At 41.7% G+C, this 16,743-nt stretch carries 15 protein-coding genes; 5 read left to right on the top strand and 10 right to left on the bottom strand.

Annotated elements, in window-relative coordinates:
• Nucleotides 1-20 precede the first annotated feature (20 nt).
• From RM552_RS09340 to RM552_RS09325, 4 genes are read left to right on the top strand one after another with little or no spacing between them, the layout of a single operon-like run.
• Entirely contained in the window at nucleotides 21-1,592 is a 1,572-nt protein-coding gene (locus RM552_RS09340) for a tryptophan halogenase family protein (RefSeq protein WP_311368561.1), read from the top strand.
• Nucleotides 1,592-2,308, top strand: a complete 717-nt coding sequence (locus tag RM552_RS09335) for a SapC family protein (protein ID WP_311368560.1) — start codon at nucleotides 1,592-1,594, stop codon at nucleotides 2,306-2,308. The genes RM552_RS09340 and RM552_RS09335 overlap by 1 nt, the downstream gene beginning before the upstream one ends.
• Before the next feature lie 14 nt (nucleotides 2,309-2,322).
• Nucleotides 2,323-3,330: a cupin-like domain-containing protein gene (locus RM552_RS09330; RefSeq protein WP_311368559.1), complete on the top strand. Its 1,008-nt coding sequence runs from the start codon at nucleotides 2,323-2,325 to the stop codon at nucleotides 3,328-3,330.
• A 21-nt stretch (nucleotides 3,331-3,351) separates the two neighbouring features.
• Complete coding sequence (locus tag RM552_RS09325) at nucleotides 3,352-4,845, top strand: tryptophan halogenase family protein (RefSeq protein WP_311368558.1); 1,494 nt, start codon at nucleotides 3,352-3,354, stop codon at nucleotides 4,843-4,845.
• A 125-nt stretch (nucleotides 4,846-4,970) separates the two neighbouring features.
• On the opposite strand, the gene RM552_RS09320 is transcribed toward RM552_RS09325, so the two are convergent.
• From RM552_RS09320 to RM552_RS09305, 4 genes are all read right to left on the bottom strand, one after another.
• The gene (locus RM552_RS09320; RefSeq protein WP_311368557.1) at nucleotides 4,971-8,105 is read right to left on the bottom strand and encodes a glycoside hydrolase family 16 protein; all 3,135 of its coding nucleotides are present in this window, start codon (nucleotides 8,103-8,105) and stop codon (nucleotides 4,971-4,973) included.
• A 169-nt stretch (nucleotides 8,106-8,274) separates the two neighbouring features.
• Entirely contained in the window at nucleotides 8,275-8,652 is a 378-nt protein-coding gene (locus tag RM552_RS09315; protein WP_311368556.1) for a GFA family protein, read from the bottom strand.
• A gap of 197 nt (nucleotides 8,653-8,849) precedes the next feature.
• Nucleotides 8,850-9,629, bottom strand: a complete 780-nt coding sequence (locus RM552_RS09310) for a LamG-like jellyroll fold domain-containing protein (RefSeq protein ID WP_311368555.1) — start codon at nucleotides 9,627-9,629, stop codon at nucleotides 8,850-8,852.
• A gap of 216 nt (nucleotides 9,630-9,845) precedes the next feature.
• Nucleotides 9,846-11,006: an iron-containing alcohol dehydrogenase gene (locus RM552_RS09305; protein WP_311368554.1), complete on the bottom strand. Its 1,161-nt coding sequence runs from the start codon at nucleotides 11,004-11,006 to the stop codon at nucleotides 9,846-9,848.
• A 322-nt stretch (nucleotides 11,007-11,328) separates the two neighbouring features.
• On the opposite strand from RM552_RS09305, the gene RM552_RS09300 reads away from it, so the two are divergent.
• On the top strand, nucleotides 11,329-11,931 hold the full coding sequence (locus tag RM552_RS09300) for a lytic transglycosylase domain-containing protein (protein ID WP_311368553.1): 603 nt from the start codon (nucleotides 11,329-11,331) through the stop codon (nucleotides 11,929-11,931).
• A gap of 597 nt (nucleotides 11,932-12,528) precedes the next feature.
• Here RM552_RS09300 and RM552_RS09295 read toward each other — a convergent pair.
• The 6 genes from RM552_RS09295 to RM552_RS09270 all read right to left on the bottom strand — a co-directional run bounded on the left by RM552_RS09295 (nucleotide 12,529) and on the right by RM552_RS09270 (nucleotide 16,711).
• Nucleotides 12,529-12,900: a glutathione S-transferase N-terminal domain-containing protein gene (locus RM552_RS09295; RefSeq protein WP_311368552.1), complete on the bottom strand. Its 372-nt coding sequence runs from the start codon at nucleotides 12,898-12,900 to the stop codon at nucleotides 12,529-12,531.
• A 101-nt stretch (nucleotides 12,901-13,001) separates the two neighbouring features.
• The gene (locus tag RM552_RS09290; RefSeq protein WP_311368551.1) at nucleotides 13,002-13,691 is read right to left on the bottom strand and encodes a thiol:disulfide interchange protein DsbA/DsbL; all 690 of its coding nucleotides are present in this window, start codon (nucleotides 13,689-13,691) and stop codon (nucleotides 13,002-13,004) included.
• 188 nt (nucleotides 13,692-13,879) lie between these two features.
• Nucleotides 13,880-14,878 carry an AgmX/PglI C-terminal domain-containing protein gene (locus RM552_RS09285; RefSeq protein WP_311368550.1) on the bottom strand — a complete coding sequence of 333 codons (999 nt, stop codon included), beginning with the start codon at nucleotides 14,876-14,878 and terminating at the stop codon, nucleotides 13,880-13,882.
• Between the two features lies 1 nt (nucleotide 14,879).
• The gene (locus tag RM552_RS09280) at nucleotides 14,880-15,428 is read right to left on the bottom strand and encodes an ExbD/TolR family protein (RefSeq protein WP_311368549.1); all 549 of its coding nucleotides are present in this window, start codon (nucleotides 15,426-15,428) and stop codon (nucleotides 14,880-14,882) included.
• The gene (locus tag RM552_RS09275; RefSeq protein WP_311368548.1) at nucleotides 15,425-16,033 is read right to left on the bottom strand and encodes an ExbD/TolR family protein; all 609 of its coding nucleotides are present in this window, start codon (nucleotides 16,031-16,033) and stop codon (nucleotides 15,425-15,427) included. Before RM552_RS09275 ends, RM552_RS09280 begins: the two co-directional genes overlap by 4 nt.
• Before the next feature lie 24 nt (nucleotides 16,034-16,057).
• Nucleotides 16,058-16,711, bottom strand: a complete 654-nt coding sequence (locus RM552_RS09270) for a MotA/TolQ/ExbB proton channel family protein (RefSeq protein ID WP_311368547.1) — start codon at nucleotides 16,709-16,711, stop codon at nucleotides 16,058-16,060.
• Between the last annotated feature and the right edge of the window lie 32 nt (nucleotides 16,712-16,743).

Genomic DNA, 16,743 nt, shown 5'->3' with positions numbered 1-16,743 from the left:
TTTTTTAATTTTTTGGGCATATGAATTCTGACATTAGTTCTGACATTAGTAACATTATTATTATTGGAGGAGGCACATCTGGCTGGCTAACGGCATCAGTGTTGGCTGCCCATTTTGACACTTCTAGCAAGTTTACCATTACGCTCATTGAATCACCCAATATTAAAACAATCGGTGTGGGTGAAGGTACTTGGCCTACCATGGCTGCCACACTCAGACGTATCGGAATTTCTGAAGCCCAGTTTATTGCTGAGTGCGATGCTAGTTTCAAGCAAGGCTCACGCTTTATTAATTGGAGTCAAGGTAAAGATGAAAGCTATTATCATCCATTTTCATTACCTTTAGCTTACAACGATGTCAATATTGTCGACCATTGGTTAGAATCTAATAGAACAATGCCTTTTGACGAATATTCAACTGCGCAAACTGGTGTTTGCCAGCATTTTTTAGCACCAAAGCAAGCCAATACCCCTGAATACGCTAATGTCGTTAATTATGGATACCACTTAGATGCCGGAAAATTTGCTCGCCTTTTAAAAAATCATGCGATTAACAATTTGGGTGTAAAACACGTACTTGCAGACGTCAATGAGGTTAAAACGGTTAACAGTGAATCCATCGAATCTGTTACCTTATCGGATGGTTCGATTATCACTGGCGACCTTTTTATTGATTGTACCGGTTTTAAACGTTTGTTGATAAGCCAACATTTGGGTGTATCGTTTAAGAGTCAAAAACACGTTTTATTTAACGACCGCGCAATGGCATTTCAGGTTCCTTATCAAAGTGGTGAGGAAGCGATCAATTCTGCAACACATGCGACTGCGCACAAAAACGGCTGGATTTGGGACATTTCGCTACCCAGCCGCAAAGGCATTGGGATTGTATACTCAAGCGCTTACACAGATGAACAACAGGCTTTTGATACAGCCGAGGCATATATTAATCAACATATGCCTCATATCAATGTCGCCGACCTAACACCCAATAAAATTACTATCGAACCGGGCCATTTAGAAACGTTCTGGAAAGGAAACTGCCTTGCCGTTGGATTGTCTAGCGGGTTTATTGACCCGCTTGAAGCAACCGCGATGGTATTAATTGAGTTCTCTGCAAAATTTTTGCGAGAGCACTTGCCTGCTAATAAAAATGACCTCAATGTTTTGTCGGAAAAGTACAACAAGCGGATGAATTTACATTGGAAAAACATCATTGATTTTATCAAGTTGCATTATGTGCTATCGAAAAGAACCGACAGTGATTATTGGCTAGATCATCGTGATCCAAGCACTATACCGGAATCTTTACAACGCTCACTCGCTCTTTGGAAAAATAGGGCGCCATGGCATGCCGATGTTGAAGTTGCAGAATCAATGTTTCCACCAGCTAGTTATCAGTATATCCTATATGGGATGGGTTTTGAGTCAAAAAATGGATTGTCCGAACGGCGCTTTGCTGGCCGTGAACGCGAATACATCAAGAAGCTATTAAATAATAAACAAACTGAATTGCAAAAATTATATCAACATCTCCCAACTAACCGAAAGTTGTTAGCTGATATAAAGCGCAGTTGGATGAATGGATTTAAATAATGTCAAATTTTGAAATGCTGAATAATGTAGAACATGCTGACCTACGAATTAAACTCGACCGAACGCCAGAGTATGGTGACGATGTCATGTTTTGTATGACCTATCCATTCGAGTTTAGGCTTGTCTTGTCACATTACCCCATACTGATTTACCAAGACAAAGACAACAATACCATTTTTCCAATTGCACTATTTGGTTTTGAAGAAGGCGAGAACCTTTTTTTAGATAATGGATGGAATGCTCGCTATATACCTATTATGGTCCAACGACAGCCCTTTTCTATTGGTTTTCAGCAAGTCAAAGGACAATCTGAAAAACAACAAGTCATTACCTTTAACCCTTTGCATCCTCGTGTGAACAAAGAAATTGGGGAGCGCGTATTCAATGACCATGGTGGTTATACGCCCTATCTCGACCAAGTCGTAAAAATGTTAGAGTCAATTGATACTGGGCATCAACAAAATGCTCTATTGATTGAGGCACTTGTAAAATATGAATTGTTAGAAGAAAGTACCATCGCTATCACCTTAAAAGATGGTAGCAACTATGAATTAGTCGGTTTTAGCACAGTCGCAGAAGACAAGTTTGAAAGCTTATCTGCCGAAGCCTTAAAAGACTTAAACGATCAAAAGTTGTTGTTGCCGATTACGAACATCATTGCTTCCATGTCTAACCTCGGGAATTTGGTAGATATTCGAAATACACACTTGGGCTAAAAGGCGGTTAAACCGTGACTGATTATGGAGAACTGATTAAAGAGATAGACTGTTCATCGGGAGTGCTTCCCGACAATTTTTATGCGCTCGAACAGCCTCTAGTTCTTAGAGGTCTAGTATCACACTGGCCCCTAGTAAAACGTTCAATAGAATCAAATCAGAGCGTAGTCAACTATCTTGTTGAGAATTACAACGGTGCACCCGTCAGCGCGTTTTTAGCAAAGTCCGAGGCCAATGGCCGTATTTTTTATAATGAAAATGTGGACGGTTTTAATTTTGTACAATCGGAAGTATATTTAGATGATGCACTAAATAAGTTAGTTGAATTTAACGATCAACCCGAGCCACCAATGTTCTATATTGGTTCCTTAGAAATAAATAAGCATCTACCGGGTTTGTTGAATGCAAATCATATAGAAATAATCAACGATTCTGTGCGTAAAAGTATCTGGCTAGGCAATCGCTCCATAGTTGCACCGCATTTTGATTTTCCTGACAATTTAGCCTGTTGTGTGATTGGTGAAAGACATTTCACTTTGTTTCCGCCTGAACAACTTGAAAATTTATATGTTGGCCCACTAGATTTCACACCAGCAGGCCAAGCCATCAGTATGGTTGACTTAAAGCAAACTGATTTTGAAAAGTATCCAAAATTTGCAGAGGCTTTACACGCGTCTAAAACAGCGCTTTTACAGCCAGGAGACGCTATTTTTATTCCAAGTATGTGGTGGCACGCAGTAGAGAGTTTAAGTACATTAAATGGCTTAGTTAACTATTGGTGGCGCAATACGCCAGCCTATTTAGGCGTGCCAAATAACGCCTTATTACATGCGATATTAAGTATTCGGCAACTGCCTAAACAGCAACGCAAGGCATGGCAAAACATTTTTAATCACTACGTATTTGAGTCATCCGATGAAATGTATGACCATTTGCCACAAAAAACAAAAGCATTACAAAGCAAAATGGATGAAACCACCGCTCGAAAATTACGAGCGAAACTTCTCAATAATTTAAAATAGCCGATGGTGAATAAAAATACTATGACCCAAGAGAATATAGTTAACAAAGTTGTTATTGCCGGCGGTGGAACTGCAGGTTGGATGGCAGCAGCTACTATTGCCGCTACTATTGGTAAACGTTTAGATATCACCTTGATCGAATCTGACGACATACCTACTGTTGGCGTGGGTGAAGCAACTGTGCCTTCGTTACTGACCATTCATAAATTATTAAAAATCCACGAGGCTGATTTTTTAAAGGCCACTAATGCTACCTACAAACTAGGTATCATGTTTGAAAACTGGACACAGTTAAATCATAAATATTTTCACTCCTTTGGCAAAACAGGACTGTCATGTTGGGCAGCAGGATTCCATCATTTTTGGACACGTGCTAAAGCGCAAAAGATGGCAGGGGATTTTTCACGTTATAGTCTAGAGACTTTAGCTGCTGAAAAAGGAAAGTTTGCTCATTTGCAAGAACCAAACTTAAATTATGCTTATCATTTGGATTCGGCTAAATACGGGCAATTTTTACGAGGTATAGCAGAAAAACACGGTGTCACGCGAGCCGAAGGAAAAATAGATAGGGTCAATCTTGATGCAACATCAGGCCATATCAAATCGATATCACTTAAATCAGGGAAAGTCATTCAGGGTGACTTATTTATTGATTGTACTGGTTTCAAATCCTTACTTTTAGGGGAGGCATTAAAAGTCCCTTATGACGATTGGAGCGATATGCTCCCAGCCAACGCAGCATATGCGGTTCAGACCGAATCTCATCGTCCTGCGGTGCCTTTTACTCGTTCGATTGCGCTAGATGCAGGGTGGCGCTGGCAAATTCCACTACAACATAGAGTAGGCAACGGCGTAGTTTTCTCTACTAATTTTAAAAGTGAACAAAGCGCCCTTGATGACCTATTAAAAGGGATAGATGGTCAACCCATTACCGACCCACGTTTAATTAAATTTACCACCGGGCAAAGAAAAGAGTTTTGGCATAAAAACTGTGTGTCTGTTGGCTTATCCAGTGGCTTTATCGAACCCTTAGAGTCCACGAGCATTCATTTGATACAACAATCCATTATTTGGTTAATCAGTTTATTCCCTACCGAAGGTATTGATAAAAATCTTGTTAATCGTTTTAATCAACAAATGACCGCTGAAACAGAGACTATACGCGATTTTATAGTGCTTCATTATCATTTGCAGCAACGTGATGACCACGAATTTTGGTGTTATTTACGAGAAATGAAAGTGTCCGACCGTTTACAACAAATGTTAGACCTATTTGAAAGAAATGGCACAATCATCGAAGAACAAGACGACTTGTTTGCCGAGAATTCTTGGGTACAGGTAATGATGGGACAAGGCTTAACACCCAAACAATATCACCCAATTGTAGATATGATGAGCGACCGCGACTTGAATATGTTTATGCGCCAACAAGAGACAAACGTACAAAAACAGTTATCAAACATCCCTATGCATTCTCAATACGTTCAACAGTTTATTCAGCGCTATAGCGGGTAAAAAGTGAAAAAAGGGTCAGTGTCAATTAGTAACTAATTAACACTGACCCTTTTTTAAACGCTACAAAGAAAAAGGTGCTGTTCTAAGAACAGCACCTTTTTTTACTTCTTTTGTTGGCTAAGGACTTATTGCTTTTCCATTACAAAGCGCCACCAAACGTTGGTTCCTGACTCAATGTCGACTACCATTCTAGTGTCATTGTCAGAGAACTCAACCATGTAGACAGTAGAGCCAGTTGCAGTACCAGGATTGTCAGGATTACCTAATTCACCATCATTAACTGCTTTGGCTATGCCAAGGAAACCACCCAGACCGTTTATGGTAAGTATTCCATTTTCCATATCAAGGTCCCAGGTATATTCGCTTGCGCCATCATGCGGAGCGACTGGAGCACCACATGAATCTTCAGCAACACCTTGCCATGTTTCTAGCCATGTGTCAGCGCCCAACTCGTTATCGAACGTACCGTCTGCCATAAAGATATAGTCATCATCAAAGAAACAAGCTCTTGCTGTTAAACCAGCTTCATCGATAGACCACCAACCAACATCACCTCTTGCTGGGCCTACACCTAGCGATGCGACTTCAGAAGCTACATTCCAAGTACCCACTACAGGAGACGCATCACCGCCGCCACCCTCTAGAGGAGGTGGTTGAACAGTTTTCACCATTCTGAATCTCCACCAGCCACCGTCAGCTACTTCAATATCTAAGATTACTGTATTGTCGTTTTCCCAAATCACTTCATAGGTGACATTAGGTGGAACAGATGCGTTTGGTAATTCAGCGCCGTTAATGACTTTTGGTATACCCATGTAGCCGCCTAGACCATCTATCACTAACGAACCTTCATCATCAGTTGCTTCAGTGTAAGTCCATGTGTAATCACCTGCACCATCGTGCGGAGCAACTGGCGCACCACATTCTTCACCAGTTACGCCTTGCCAAGCTTCTAGCCAAGTATCATCACCTAAGACGTTATCGAATGTACCATCGCGGTCGAAGGTATATTCGTCATCGTAGAAACATGCTCTAGTTGTAACACCTGCGTCATCAATTGACCACCACGAAATATCGCCGCGTGCAGGGCCAACACCTAACGATCCTGCTAGTGGTTCAACTTGCCATGTTCCGGCAAAGGTACGCTCTGGCACAACACCAGGGTCGCCGAAGCTTTCAAGCTTAACTAGAGTTGACTGCCACCATACCCCAGCACCAGATTCGATAGTCACGATCATTCTGTCGTTGCCGACTTCTTGAATTCTGTAGGTTACGTTTGGCGGAGTAGGTACGTTAGGTAACTCGCCCGCATTTACGGCTTTAGGGATACCAACATAAGAACCAAACCCGTCAATAACTAATTCACCTGCGTCTGCATCATAACTCCAAGTGCCTGGAGCTAAACCATCGTGAGGTGAAACAGGCACGCCACACGCTTCAGCATTACCACTTTGCCATTGTTCAATCCAAGTATCATCGCCTAACACATTTTCGAATGAGCCGTCTTCGTTGAATACATAGGTATCGTCGAAGAAACAATCGCGGTCAGAAACGCCTTGATCATCAATCGCAAACCAAGTGATATCACCTTCTACTGGACCAACACCCAATGAGCCGGCTTCGGGTGCCATTTGCCAAATACCAGCCATCGAGAATGGACCTTCAATAGGTGGTCTTGGTGGTACCGGAGGAACAATACCGCAAGTGCCTGGGCTACCACAAGATAAGGTTATATTATCAATTAACACGTCCGCTGCACCAGTGGGTTCGAACACAAAAATACTCTGAATATTATCAGTGTCTAGCGGATTGAAATTATCACCGCGGAAGGCAAGTAAATCGTTTACCTTAACGCTTACTGTCGTCCATGTATCTCTTGGTAAGTTGTCTGTAGCGAGAGCTACTTGACCAAGCGCAGGAAAACCACTGTCCATTTTCACAAGGAATTCACTACCCGCATCAGCACTTCGCACATATATGTCGAAACGTAATTCACCAGCGTGTAGCTCACGGAAACTTGGGTTATTGCCCATGCCGAACAGTTCAATTGGGTCGCCATCAGTCGGGTTGATTGAAATATTACCGCCACCAGTAGTTGTAACTTCAATCACGTTACCACGATCATCTGCAGCAACTTCCGCAAAACTTAATGCGCCTCCATTATCAAAGAAAGAATTCAAGGCTAATGGACGAACGTAAGTTTCACCAACGATTGTCCATGTATAGGTTGCTGCTTCGTCAATATAAATGTCAAACGATTCAGTTCCAGGACGAATCAGGTCAGGTGTTTCTAAATCAGGGTTAACATTTGAATTACAGCCTTTCCCGTCTGGTCTGTCATATGAACATTGATAAACGCGGACATAGTCCACCTCTAATTCACCTGGCAAGCTAGAATCTTCAACCAAGTTGCCTGTTAAATTGCCACCAACTGCCATGTTGAGAATTAGATGGAACTCAGTGTCAAACGGTGCGCCATCAACTGCAAGTTGATACTGCTGCGCGTTCTCGTCATAGTAGTACGAATAATAACTATCTGAGGTGATGGTTCTAAAATGAACATCGTTTACGAAAAAACGGATTTCGTTTTGTTCCCACTCAACCGCATATTCGTTGAACTCAGAAGCATCGATCTCAGTAGGCATTTGTGTAGACAGGCTCTGCTGCAGTGGCCAAGGGAAACCGTGGAAAATGGTTGAACCAAGAAACTCAGTATCCGCTACGCCTGGGTTAGCAGATTCCATGATGTCTATTTCACCAGTCGCTGCCCATCCGTCTTCTCCATAAGGAGAATCACTAGACAACATCCAAAACGCACCCCACAGGCCTTGACCAGTTGTCGTCTTTATTGATGCTTCTACACGACCATACTTGATATCGAGCTTGTTTAGTGTGGTGATCCTTGCTGAAGTGTACGGGAAACCTTCAGCGACTGATTCTGCACGAGCGGTAATTTTAAGCGTGCCGTCTGAAACAGTTGTGTTTTGATCAGTGTAGTATTGTTGTTCGTTGTTACCCCAACGCTCCAACCCACGATCAGAACCATCGCCTAAGTCGTAATTCCAATTACTAGTGTTAAGGGCGTCACCATCAAACTCGTCACTCCATACTAACGCCCACTCTTCAGTAGGGGCTGGAAAAAACGCTTCAGTCTCAACGGGGTCCTTCGTCTCACCTACGTCACCGCCACAGGATACAATAAATGCTCCCGTGAAGCTTAGTAGTAAGATACGCAAGAATAAATGTGTGCGATTTATCATTTTTTTTCTCGTTTCTGGTTACTTTTGGTCATTTTGGATTGTTCCACATGGTCTTCGTTAAAGAAAGGTTAATACGATGTAATGGATTATGAGCAAGACAAATAGGAAACGAACAACTAGAAATGTCGAAGAAAATATAGCATCCGTTAAACGGATTAGATTAACTTAACTAAGCTTTGTGGCTCAATTTATGCGCATTTTCTTCCCAATTTTGTCCGTCAAATTCAACAATATGAACGTTTGAAAGTGGTTCATCTAAGCAGTTAATATTAACGTCAATGCCGTGGGGATTTGACCTTGGAATATAAAACGGTTTGATACCGCAATTCTCGCAAAAATAATGACGAGCGACGCCAGTACCAAAGTTGTATTCTTTTAGCTTGTCTTCACCGCTCAATAAGTGGAATTGCGTTTTGGGCACGATTAAATGAAGAAAGCCTGATTTTTTGCACACACTGCAATTACAATTTTCACATTCTGGGTTGTCATCAGCGTGTACTATAAATGTTACCTGCTTACAATGACAACTGCCTCGCCTTTCTTGCATTGATAACCTCCTTAATGTTAAGTAATTGTATCAATATAGTCATAGTTGCGCTTTGCTTTTGGCGCTTAAGCATGCGTTAGATCCTAATACAAAAAAGGCTAAGCAATCAATGCTCAGCCTTGTTTCATTTATATCAAAATAACAGACAACAAAGTAATTAGCAGGTATATAAACTTTTGTTGGTGATTATTGGCCTGTTATGAGACAGCGTTAACGCTTCTTAATCTAATCAGCGCAGCAAAAGCTAGGCCGAACAATGCCAGAACAGAAGGCACTGGTGTGAAAACGATATCTAATTCACTTTGACTTAACGCTCTATTGTAAATGAATACGTCGTCAACCAGCGCATCAACGCCATGACCAGCAAACGCATTCAAGCCGCCAACAGAGGCATTAGGCTGACCGTTGCCAAGTGTTGTGTTTACTGTTTGAGTAAAACTATTACCTTCAAGATCGTTGATATAAACTGTGGCAGTAGAAGCAAGTTGGTCGTATGAAACGGCTATCCCAAACCACTTGTCTAAGTTATCACCCAAGTCAAATAAGCTCGAGGTATAAGTAGAACCAACACCTGCTGCTAATCCTTGACCAAAGCGCGTATCGCTTATAATCAAAGAACGGTCGTAGCCACCATTGTCGTGACCAATAACCCATCCCCTATCATTGAGGATACTTCGAACATTAATGTACATACCCATTGTCATTTGTGGCAAAGACGAAGGGCTAATATCAACGGGTAGTGTTATGTTTGAATCTTGCGAACCATCAAAATCAAACGCTTGACCGTTAACACCTGGACTAAACTGGGTAGAAACTCCTAGCGAACCATCCGCGCTTCCAATAGAGTCATCTGCATTACCATTGCCATTCCACAGGTGAATAAGTCCTGAAACATCAATGTGAGCCGCTTGTGCGGCAGAACTTAGCGCTAGCGAAGCGACGACAACTATACTACAAAGAAAATGTGGCTTTTTCATACTAGATTATCCTATCAAACTAAAGTGATTGACTCTGCGAGTCTTATACAGGTGAGAATATTATAAGCAGATTATGTGCCATATAATTTAACTAATTAAAACAGCAAGTTAAGAAGTCACAATTAACATTACAAATGATATTGTAAAATTCTCTGACACTAAATTTTTATTGGTTTAAGCAAATCAAGGGGTCAGAAACCTTGGATTATTGGCTTGTTATTCCCATAGTCTTCGATAAATAGCTACCATTTGTTCGACGCTAGCGATTCTTGGATTATTGCCAGGAGAGCCTGATTCAATAGCTTGCTCAGCCATAATAGTACATTTTTCAAAAAAACTAGCCCTGTCAATTCCGTATTGTTCTGGTGTCGGCACATGTAAATCGTGATTCAAGGCCTTAAGCTCAGACAAGAGCAATTTTATTGCCGTTTCATCAGGGGTTTCTGTTGTAGCGAGACCCATTGCTCTGGCACATTCTGCATATCGTTTTGGAGCAGCTGAAACTGAAAATTCAGTAACGCTAGGCAATAGCATCGCGTTAGATAAGCCGTGCGGCACATGGAATAAAGCACCAATTGGGCGACTCATCCCATGAACAAGGGCCACCGACGCGCTTGAGAAAGCAAGCCCAGCTAAACAGGAGCCCAGCATCATTGCCTCGCGGGCTGCTTCATTGTCGCCATGGGTAAAAACGGTGCGCAAATTCGGTGCCAGTTGCTTCATCGCGGCAAGTGCCTGACTATCACTAAAGGGGTTCGCTTTTTTGCTGACATAAGCTTCTATGGCATGGGTTAAGGCATCAATACCAGTATCAGCAGTAGTACGAGGAGGCAAGCTTAGAGTAAGTGTGTAATCAATTATCGCAGCGGCTGGCACGTAAGCTGGTCCAGCACAGAGCATTTTTTCGTCAGTATCTTGATCAGTAATAATAGTAAATTTTGTGACTTCAGAACCAGTCCCTGCAGTTGTTGGAATGGCAATAATTGGTAAACCAGATTGTTTTTGGATATGAGGGAACTTGTAGTCTTGCATTTCGCCACCAAATACAGAAAGAACTGAAATAGCTTTAGCGCTGTCAATTGGGCTGCCACCACCAATTGCAATTAAACAATCAAATTGACCTTGCTTTACCAGTTCAACAGCCGCTTTAATTGATGTTTCAGTAGGTTCTGGAATAGTTTCATCAAATACTGCTAAAGGTTTAAAATCGTTGTTGAATTGTTGCTTTATTTGATTAACATAACCTAATTCGACCATTGTTTTATCAGTAATAATCAGCGGCTTTTTACAGCCCATGTCAATCATAATATTGCATACTTGTTGGTGTGCATTTTTGCCGACTTGCATGAATCTAGGACATTTAATTTGAACTGACATTGGCTTTGCTCCTTTGTACTATGTTTCGCAAGTGTTGTTTATCTTTTGCCCTCGCCATAAAACAAACACAAAAACCTAATAGTACGTTTTTTATTTTAACTTCATCATTTTATTTTGAAAAAATGAATCCCGTCTTGTTGTTTAATCTACCATGGTCTCCCGTAATCAAAAACCTAGCTTGTTTTCTTTATAGCCAATAGCCCTCAAATCATCTTCTTTTTCATGGCAGTGGACAACAAACTAAAGTAAAACCCTTAAATCATCGATATATGAGTAATCCATTGGCTGCTGATATATAGATTACATGTTATAAGGAAGAATCTTGCCTACAGTTTTCGTTGTATTGTTATTAAATATATTCTTGATGTTGAGTAGCTTTACGACAATGGCTCAAGTTTATACTTACACGGATGAAAATGGCATAACGGTGCTAACCAATAAAAAGCCAGATATGACTCGCTACCATGTGAAAAATCATGGTTGCTTTGGCACTTGTCGGACAGGGGTGAATTGGAGTATAACGCCGCTAAAGCCAAAGATGTATGCCACAGAAGTTAATGCCGCCGCTAAGGTGTTTGGTGTCGACAAGGCCCTCATAAGAGCAATTATGCACGCTGAGTCTTGGTTTGAACCCGCTGCCTTATCAAGGGCGGGCGCACAAGGTTTAATGCAACTCATGCCGGCAACTCAAAAGCGATTTGGTGTTAGTGACCCTCATGATCCACAACAGAACATAAACGGTGGTGTTGAATACTTGGCTTGGTTAATGAAAGAGTTCAATCAAGACAAACAGCGCGTAATTGCTGCTTATAACGCAGGCGAAAATGCGGTCAAGCGCCATGATGGGGTACCACCCTTTAACGAAACGCGAGAGTATCTACGCCGCGTCAATATTCTCTATAAACGCTATAACAATCATTTTTAAAATAAACGCTATAACAATCATTTTTAAAATAAACGGCTATTTGCATTCTGAGGTTGGAAATTGCTTTTTCTGACTTATCTGAATGAACCTAGCACGGGTTGGAAAATAGGTTGGCAAACGGCTCCTTAGAGCCTGTTTCCTGCCTGTCACCACGGCGCAGTCGGTGGTCTGCTATGAGGCAGTTTCCGGACGGATTGTGCACTATTTATTAGATACATCCCACTCGTCATTCCCGCGAAAGCGGGAACCTCCCGCAATCAAGGCGTGGTTTATAAAAAACAACGTATTTGAGCTTTTTTGAAAGTGGCTTTTCTTATATTTATTAAGCTGTTTTAGAGGTTCCCACTTTCGTGGGAATGACCTAGGATGTTTATAAATTTGAGGTATAGCTATATCTGCTTTTGGATGTTTTTTGTCAGTCATTTTAAAAGAAAATACTCAAAAGCTTGGCTTAATCTACCATCTTTTGCACAAAACGGACGTTGGTCCGTTTCCATTTAAATCGTTACTTCCAACCTCAGAATGCAAATAGCCAAATAAACATTCGAAAATTAGGTTTCAAGGTCTCTGACCCCGTTGACCCTGAACCCTAGAACCTTACGCAAAACGTTGTTCTAAATAGCTGATAATAGCCTTAGACTCATACAACCAAGTAACTTCGCCTTGGTTTTCTATTCTTAAGCACGGTGCTTGGATTTTACCCCCGTTTTGCAACAAATCATCTCGATATGGTGAGTCCTTCGATATGCTTCGCTTTACGATTGGTAAGTTAAGTTTATACATTTTGCGACGAGTTTTTATGCAAAAAGGACAGGCAAAAAACTGATATAAGGCCAGTGACGCAAGTTGACTTTCTACCTTTTGCTGAGCTTGAGCACTTCTTTTTAACTTTCGACCGCGCGTAATTAAGTCAAAAAACACAATGACACAGCCCAAGGCATTGCGTAAAAAAGTAACTATTCCATTCATATAAACTACTTGCCCATTGTTCGATTAGCGATGCTAATTACAGAAAGCTAAGATATTCTGCAACTAGTGAAATAAATACCCAAGTCGAGCTCAGTGCGTCATTATGATTGCTTAGCGAGCCATTCAATTAAACTCAACAACTCATCAGCATTTAAATTTGCACCGAACAACACTTTATATTTACCGTTAACCACAAAGGTGGGTACGCTTGAAAGATCAGGTCTATAAGTTGCAAATTTTTGTGAGTGCTCTTCGATCAACCCGACCATTTCACTCTCAGTTACTGCACTGTCAAATGCGTCTGCCGAAATTCCATTGGCTGCCAATAATTGGCTAAGTTGCGCAGGGGTATCAAGCGCTTTTTGTTCCATGTGAATGTGATTGAATATCGCTTGGTTAATTTGCTCTTGTATACCCATATTCCTTGCTACGAGCATCGCAACACTGACTTGTTGCTGGATCTCTCTATTGGTAAAACCCATAAAATCAACATGTACTTTATCTACCGGAATACTGTCACCAAAGCGACGTTTCATTTCTTGTACAAAAGGTTCAAAACTGAAGCAGTGTGGACAATAAAACGAAAAAAACTCTTTTACCTCAGGATTTTCAGTCGCTTCTTGATCAAGTACTTCATAATGCTTTCCTTCTTGCCAAGGAACGGGTGCCACTTGCGATAATTCTGTTTCTGCTTGCGTTAGTGTATTTTCTGTCTGTTCTGCAGCATCTTTTGGCGCTTCAGAACACGCATACAAGGTAGCTACTAAAATAAATATTAGGGCATTCTTCATTGATTAACCTTAATGTGGGCACGGCGAATATTAACGTGCCCTTTTAAAAATTCTAATGACACAATTGTAACAAGTATGCGCACAAAGGTTAATTTTTATCTACGTTTATGCGAGCTATTGCCACTTTGTTTTTTGGGAGGAAAGTATCAATTCTGATTAAAGCTTCCTGCGCTTCTATGCTACTGAGTTTAGAAAGGCAGGAAGTTGTAGGCGTACTCTAGCTCGGTACGAGTCACATTTGCGGTACCAAAATTAATTAAGCCTATGCGGGCAATTAGCTTTTGCACTAGTTCTTCGGCATCGAGCTCGCTATCAATAAGCTCAACACTTGCCAAACTGCCATCTGGTTCAATAATTAAACGAACCGTTAACTTACCTTCAATGCTTGGGTCTTCACGCAAGGCTCTGCGATAGAGCGAATACACCGAACCTTTATTGGCATCGAGGGTTTGTCTAATTTGGTCTAAATCACGACTACCAATGACTTGCTGTTGTTCTTCAACACGCTTAGTTGCGAGGGCTGCTTCACCTTGGCTCGCGGCAACAAATTCTGTGTTGCGCCGTCCTTCAAGCTCACCCGCAGCGCCCACATCGGAGCTTAGATTTCCGGTTTGTATGCCTCCACTTGTGTTTAGTGATGGTGCACCAATAATATCACGCTGCGTTTGTTCAGCTTGGCCACCGCCTTCTGTCAAATTGGTGTCGGCTAAATTACTAATATCGGGCTGCTCACGCATGCTTGCTAGGGTGTCGGCAAATGCTAATACACCTTTGCTCTTGGCGGTTTCGCGGGCCTGGACAACTTTCTCTTGCTCAGTCAACTCAACTACTTCAGGCTCTTGTACCACCGGCTCTGGCTCCACTACAGGCTCAGGCGGAAGTTCTTCTGGCACTTCTTCTGGCTCGATAGCTTCTTCTGGCTCGGGTTCAGGCTCAGGTTCAGGTTCTGGCTCAACTTGCGGCGGTGGTGGCGGTGGTTCTTTTGCTTGTATAATTTGGGCAAGTTGTGGCGGTAATTTTTCTTGCTCTGCGCGCGGTACTTCAGGTAATTCAGTAATCATTACATAAGCCGCAAAAAGCAAGGTTATCAAGAGCACAACTATGCTGATTTTGAAAAATATACCGTTTTCGGTCTTGCTACTAGACCATGGTAATTGAGAGTTAAAATATAAGTTTGCAGTGCTCATATTAACGCCCCCCACTTTGCACAGGAGCGGTGTTTGGTGACGTCAACGCAGAACCATTATCGGTGCTATTTTCTACGGCTAAAGCAATACTGGTATAACCCGCCTGAGCACAAGACTGCATGATCCTTTTTAACACGATATATGGAATACTACTGTCACCCATCACAGTAATCGCTTGGCTCATTTTTGCTTCTTCCGTCAAGTCGCCTTTTCGCGCTGTATGATAATCAAGCTCTTCTAACAACGACGCAATGGTATTTTGCTGTTGGTCAATCAAGTCTTGAGTATTGACGATCAATTTCCCCTGCAATAGCACTTGGTTTTGGGTGATCATTAGCAAAAGTGTTTCTTTAGCCGGTGCACTGGCCGTTGACTCTGGTAACTTAACAGCATCGTTCACTTGCAATACTTGTACGTCTGATGCATTCAGCATCAAGAAAAATACCAAAATGGTGAAAATATCCATCAATGAAACTAAGCTCAGCTTAGAACGACCTGAGTTACGGCTATGACTTCGCTGCATTCGTTTTGCGCGTAAAGACTGCTTCATTGTTGCCCTCCAACAGCGCTCTTACTTTTGTTAGAGTTACTGCTAACACGCTTTGGCGCATCGCTTAAAGACACATCAGGGAAAAGTTCAGCGTCTACAACAGAAGTTACAACAACGTCCTTGTAGGAACGTGTTTTATCTATCAGGCTCACTATAGTTTGATAATCAGTATCTTCTTGCAATAGTAAAATGATGTCTCTTTTTTCTGTGCCGTTGGCTAATAAGGTTTGTTTAATACTAATTAGGTTTTGCTGGAGGCTGTCGTAATCATGCACGACTTCAGAGCCAAGACCTTCGCCACTTGTTGCGCTTTCATCTTCATCAATTGGCGCCGGTATCATTGGAATATTTTTGACTAAATAGCCCTGCGGAAAAAATATGTCCAAACCTCTATCACTCACTTCAACTTCGAGTATCTGTTGATCTAGTGATTCACCAGCTGGCACATTTGAAAGCGTTGGCAAATTCAGCTCTACCACGGTAATTCTAGAAAACACCATCATCATCAAGAGCACTGGTACCAACACAATCATTAAATTCATAAACGATGTGATATCCAGTTCGGCGTCTTCTTTTTTCTTGCCTTTACGGCTTCTGCCTAACATAGCACTGGCCTCTGGTTATTCGTATTAATCAGATAAACGTGTTTTAGAATCTAGATTTTGTTTGGCTATTAAGGTGTTTAAACACTTAACGCCTGCCATTTCCATGCTGTCTATGACTTCAGTGGTTTTTGTTTGCAATAATGAGTGAAACAACAACAAAGGAATTGCGGCAATCAAACCGAATGCTGTGGTATTCATCGCGACTGAAATACTTTGCGACAAAAGGCTCGCTTTTTCAGATGGGTCTGCATTTGCGACCGCACTGAACGCGGCTATCAAACCAATAATGGTTCCTAACAATCCAAGCAAAGTGGCAATGTTCGCAAGTGTTCCCAAATATTGAGTGCGTTTTTCAAGACGTGGCACTGTTTCCATCAAGCCCTCTTCCATAGCGTATTCAACATCTTCTCTACGAGGACTCACACTGATTCGACTAATTCCTGCCCCAAGCACTCGGGCAATCGGCGCCTTGCTCTTTTCTGTGATATTGATAATTTGGTCAAACATTTGTTTTGCTAACAAAGGTTCTATTTGTTTAAACGCTCTTTTATTTGTTGCCGTAGCTACAAACAAGAAAATGTATCGCTCAAGGGTTATCGCCAAACCAATCGCTAAAACAATGGCAATTGGAAGCATGAAAGAGCCACCTTCTTGAAAAAATCTAATCACAGTATCCATATACTGATTCTCCGCATGTTGTCAGTCTTGAT

The organism is Glaciecola petra, from assembly GCF_031846345.1.
GTDB lineage: Bacteria > Pseudomonadota > Gammaproteobacteria > Enterobacterales > Alteromonadaceae > Glaciecola > Glaciecola petra.
This window is presented reverse-complemented; position numbering and strand designations above follow the sequence as displayed.

What these genes read in the sequence shown, in the direction of transcription:
- RM552_RS09340 (WP_311368561.1), top strand. Translation starts at nt 21, where the DNA reads ATGAATTCTGACATTAGTTCTGACATTAGTAACATTATTATTATTGGA.
- RM552_RS09335 (WP_311368560.1), top strand. Translation starts at nt 1,592, where the DNA reads ATGTCAAATTTTGAAATGCTGAATAATGTAGAACATGCTGACCTACGA.
- RM552_RS09325 (WP_311368558.1), top strand. Translation starts at nt 3,352, where the DNA reads ATGACCCAAGAGAATATAGTTAACAAAGTTGTTATTGCCGGCGGTGGA.
- RM552_RS09320 (WP_311368557.1), bottom strand. Translation starts at nt 8,105, where the DNA reads ATGATAAATCGCACACATTTATTCTTGCGTATCTTACTACTAAGCTTC.
- RM552_RS09315 (WP_311368556.1), bottom strand. Translation starts at nt 8,652, where the DNA reads ATGCAAGAAAGGCGAGGCAGTTGTCATTGTAAGCAGGTAACATTTATA.
- RM552_RS09310 (WP_311368555.1), bottom strand. Translation starts at nt 9,629, where the DNA reads ATGAAAAAGCCACATTTTCTTTGTAGTATAGTTGTCGTCGCTTCGCTA.
- RM552_RS09305 (WP_311368554.1), bottom strand. Translation starts at nt 11,006, where the DNA reads ATGTCAGTTCAAATTAAATGTCCTAGATTCATGCAAGTCGGCAAAAAT.
- RM552_RS09295 (WP_311368552.1), bottom strand. Translation starts at nt 12,900, where the DNA reads ATGAATGGAATAGTTACTTTTTTACGCAATGCCTTGGGCTGTGTCATT.
- RM552_RS09290 (WP_311368551.1), bottom strand. Translation starts at nt 13,691, where the DNA reads ATGAAGAATGCCCTAATATTTATTTTAGTAGCTACCTTGTATGCGTGT.
- RM552_RS09285 (WP_311368550.1), bottom strand. Translation starts at nt 14,878, where the DNA reads ATGAGCACTGCAAACTTATATTTTAACTCTCAATTACCATGGTCTAGT.
- RM552_RS09280 (WP_311368549.1), bottom strand. Translation starts at nt 15,428, where the DNA reads ATGAAGCAGTCTTTACGCGCAAAACGAATGCAGCGAAGTCATAGCCGT.
- RM552_RS09275 (WP_311368548.1), bottom strand. Translation starts at nt 16,033, where the DNA reads ATGTTAGGCAGAAGCCGTAAAGGCAAGAAAAAAGAAGACGCCGAACTG.
- RM552_RS09270 (WP_311368547.1), bottom strand. Translation starts at nt 16,711, where the DNA reads ATGGATACTGTGATTAGATTTTTTCAAGAAGGTGGCTCTTTCATGCTT.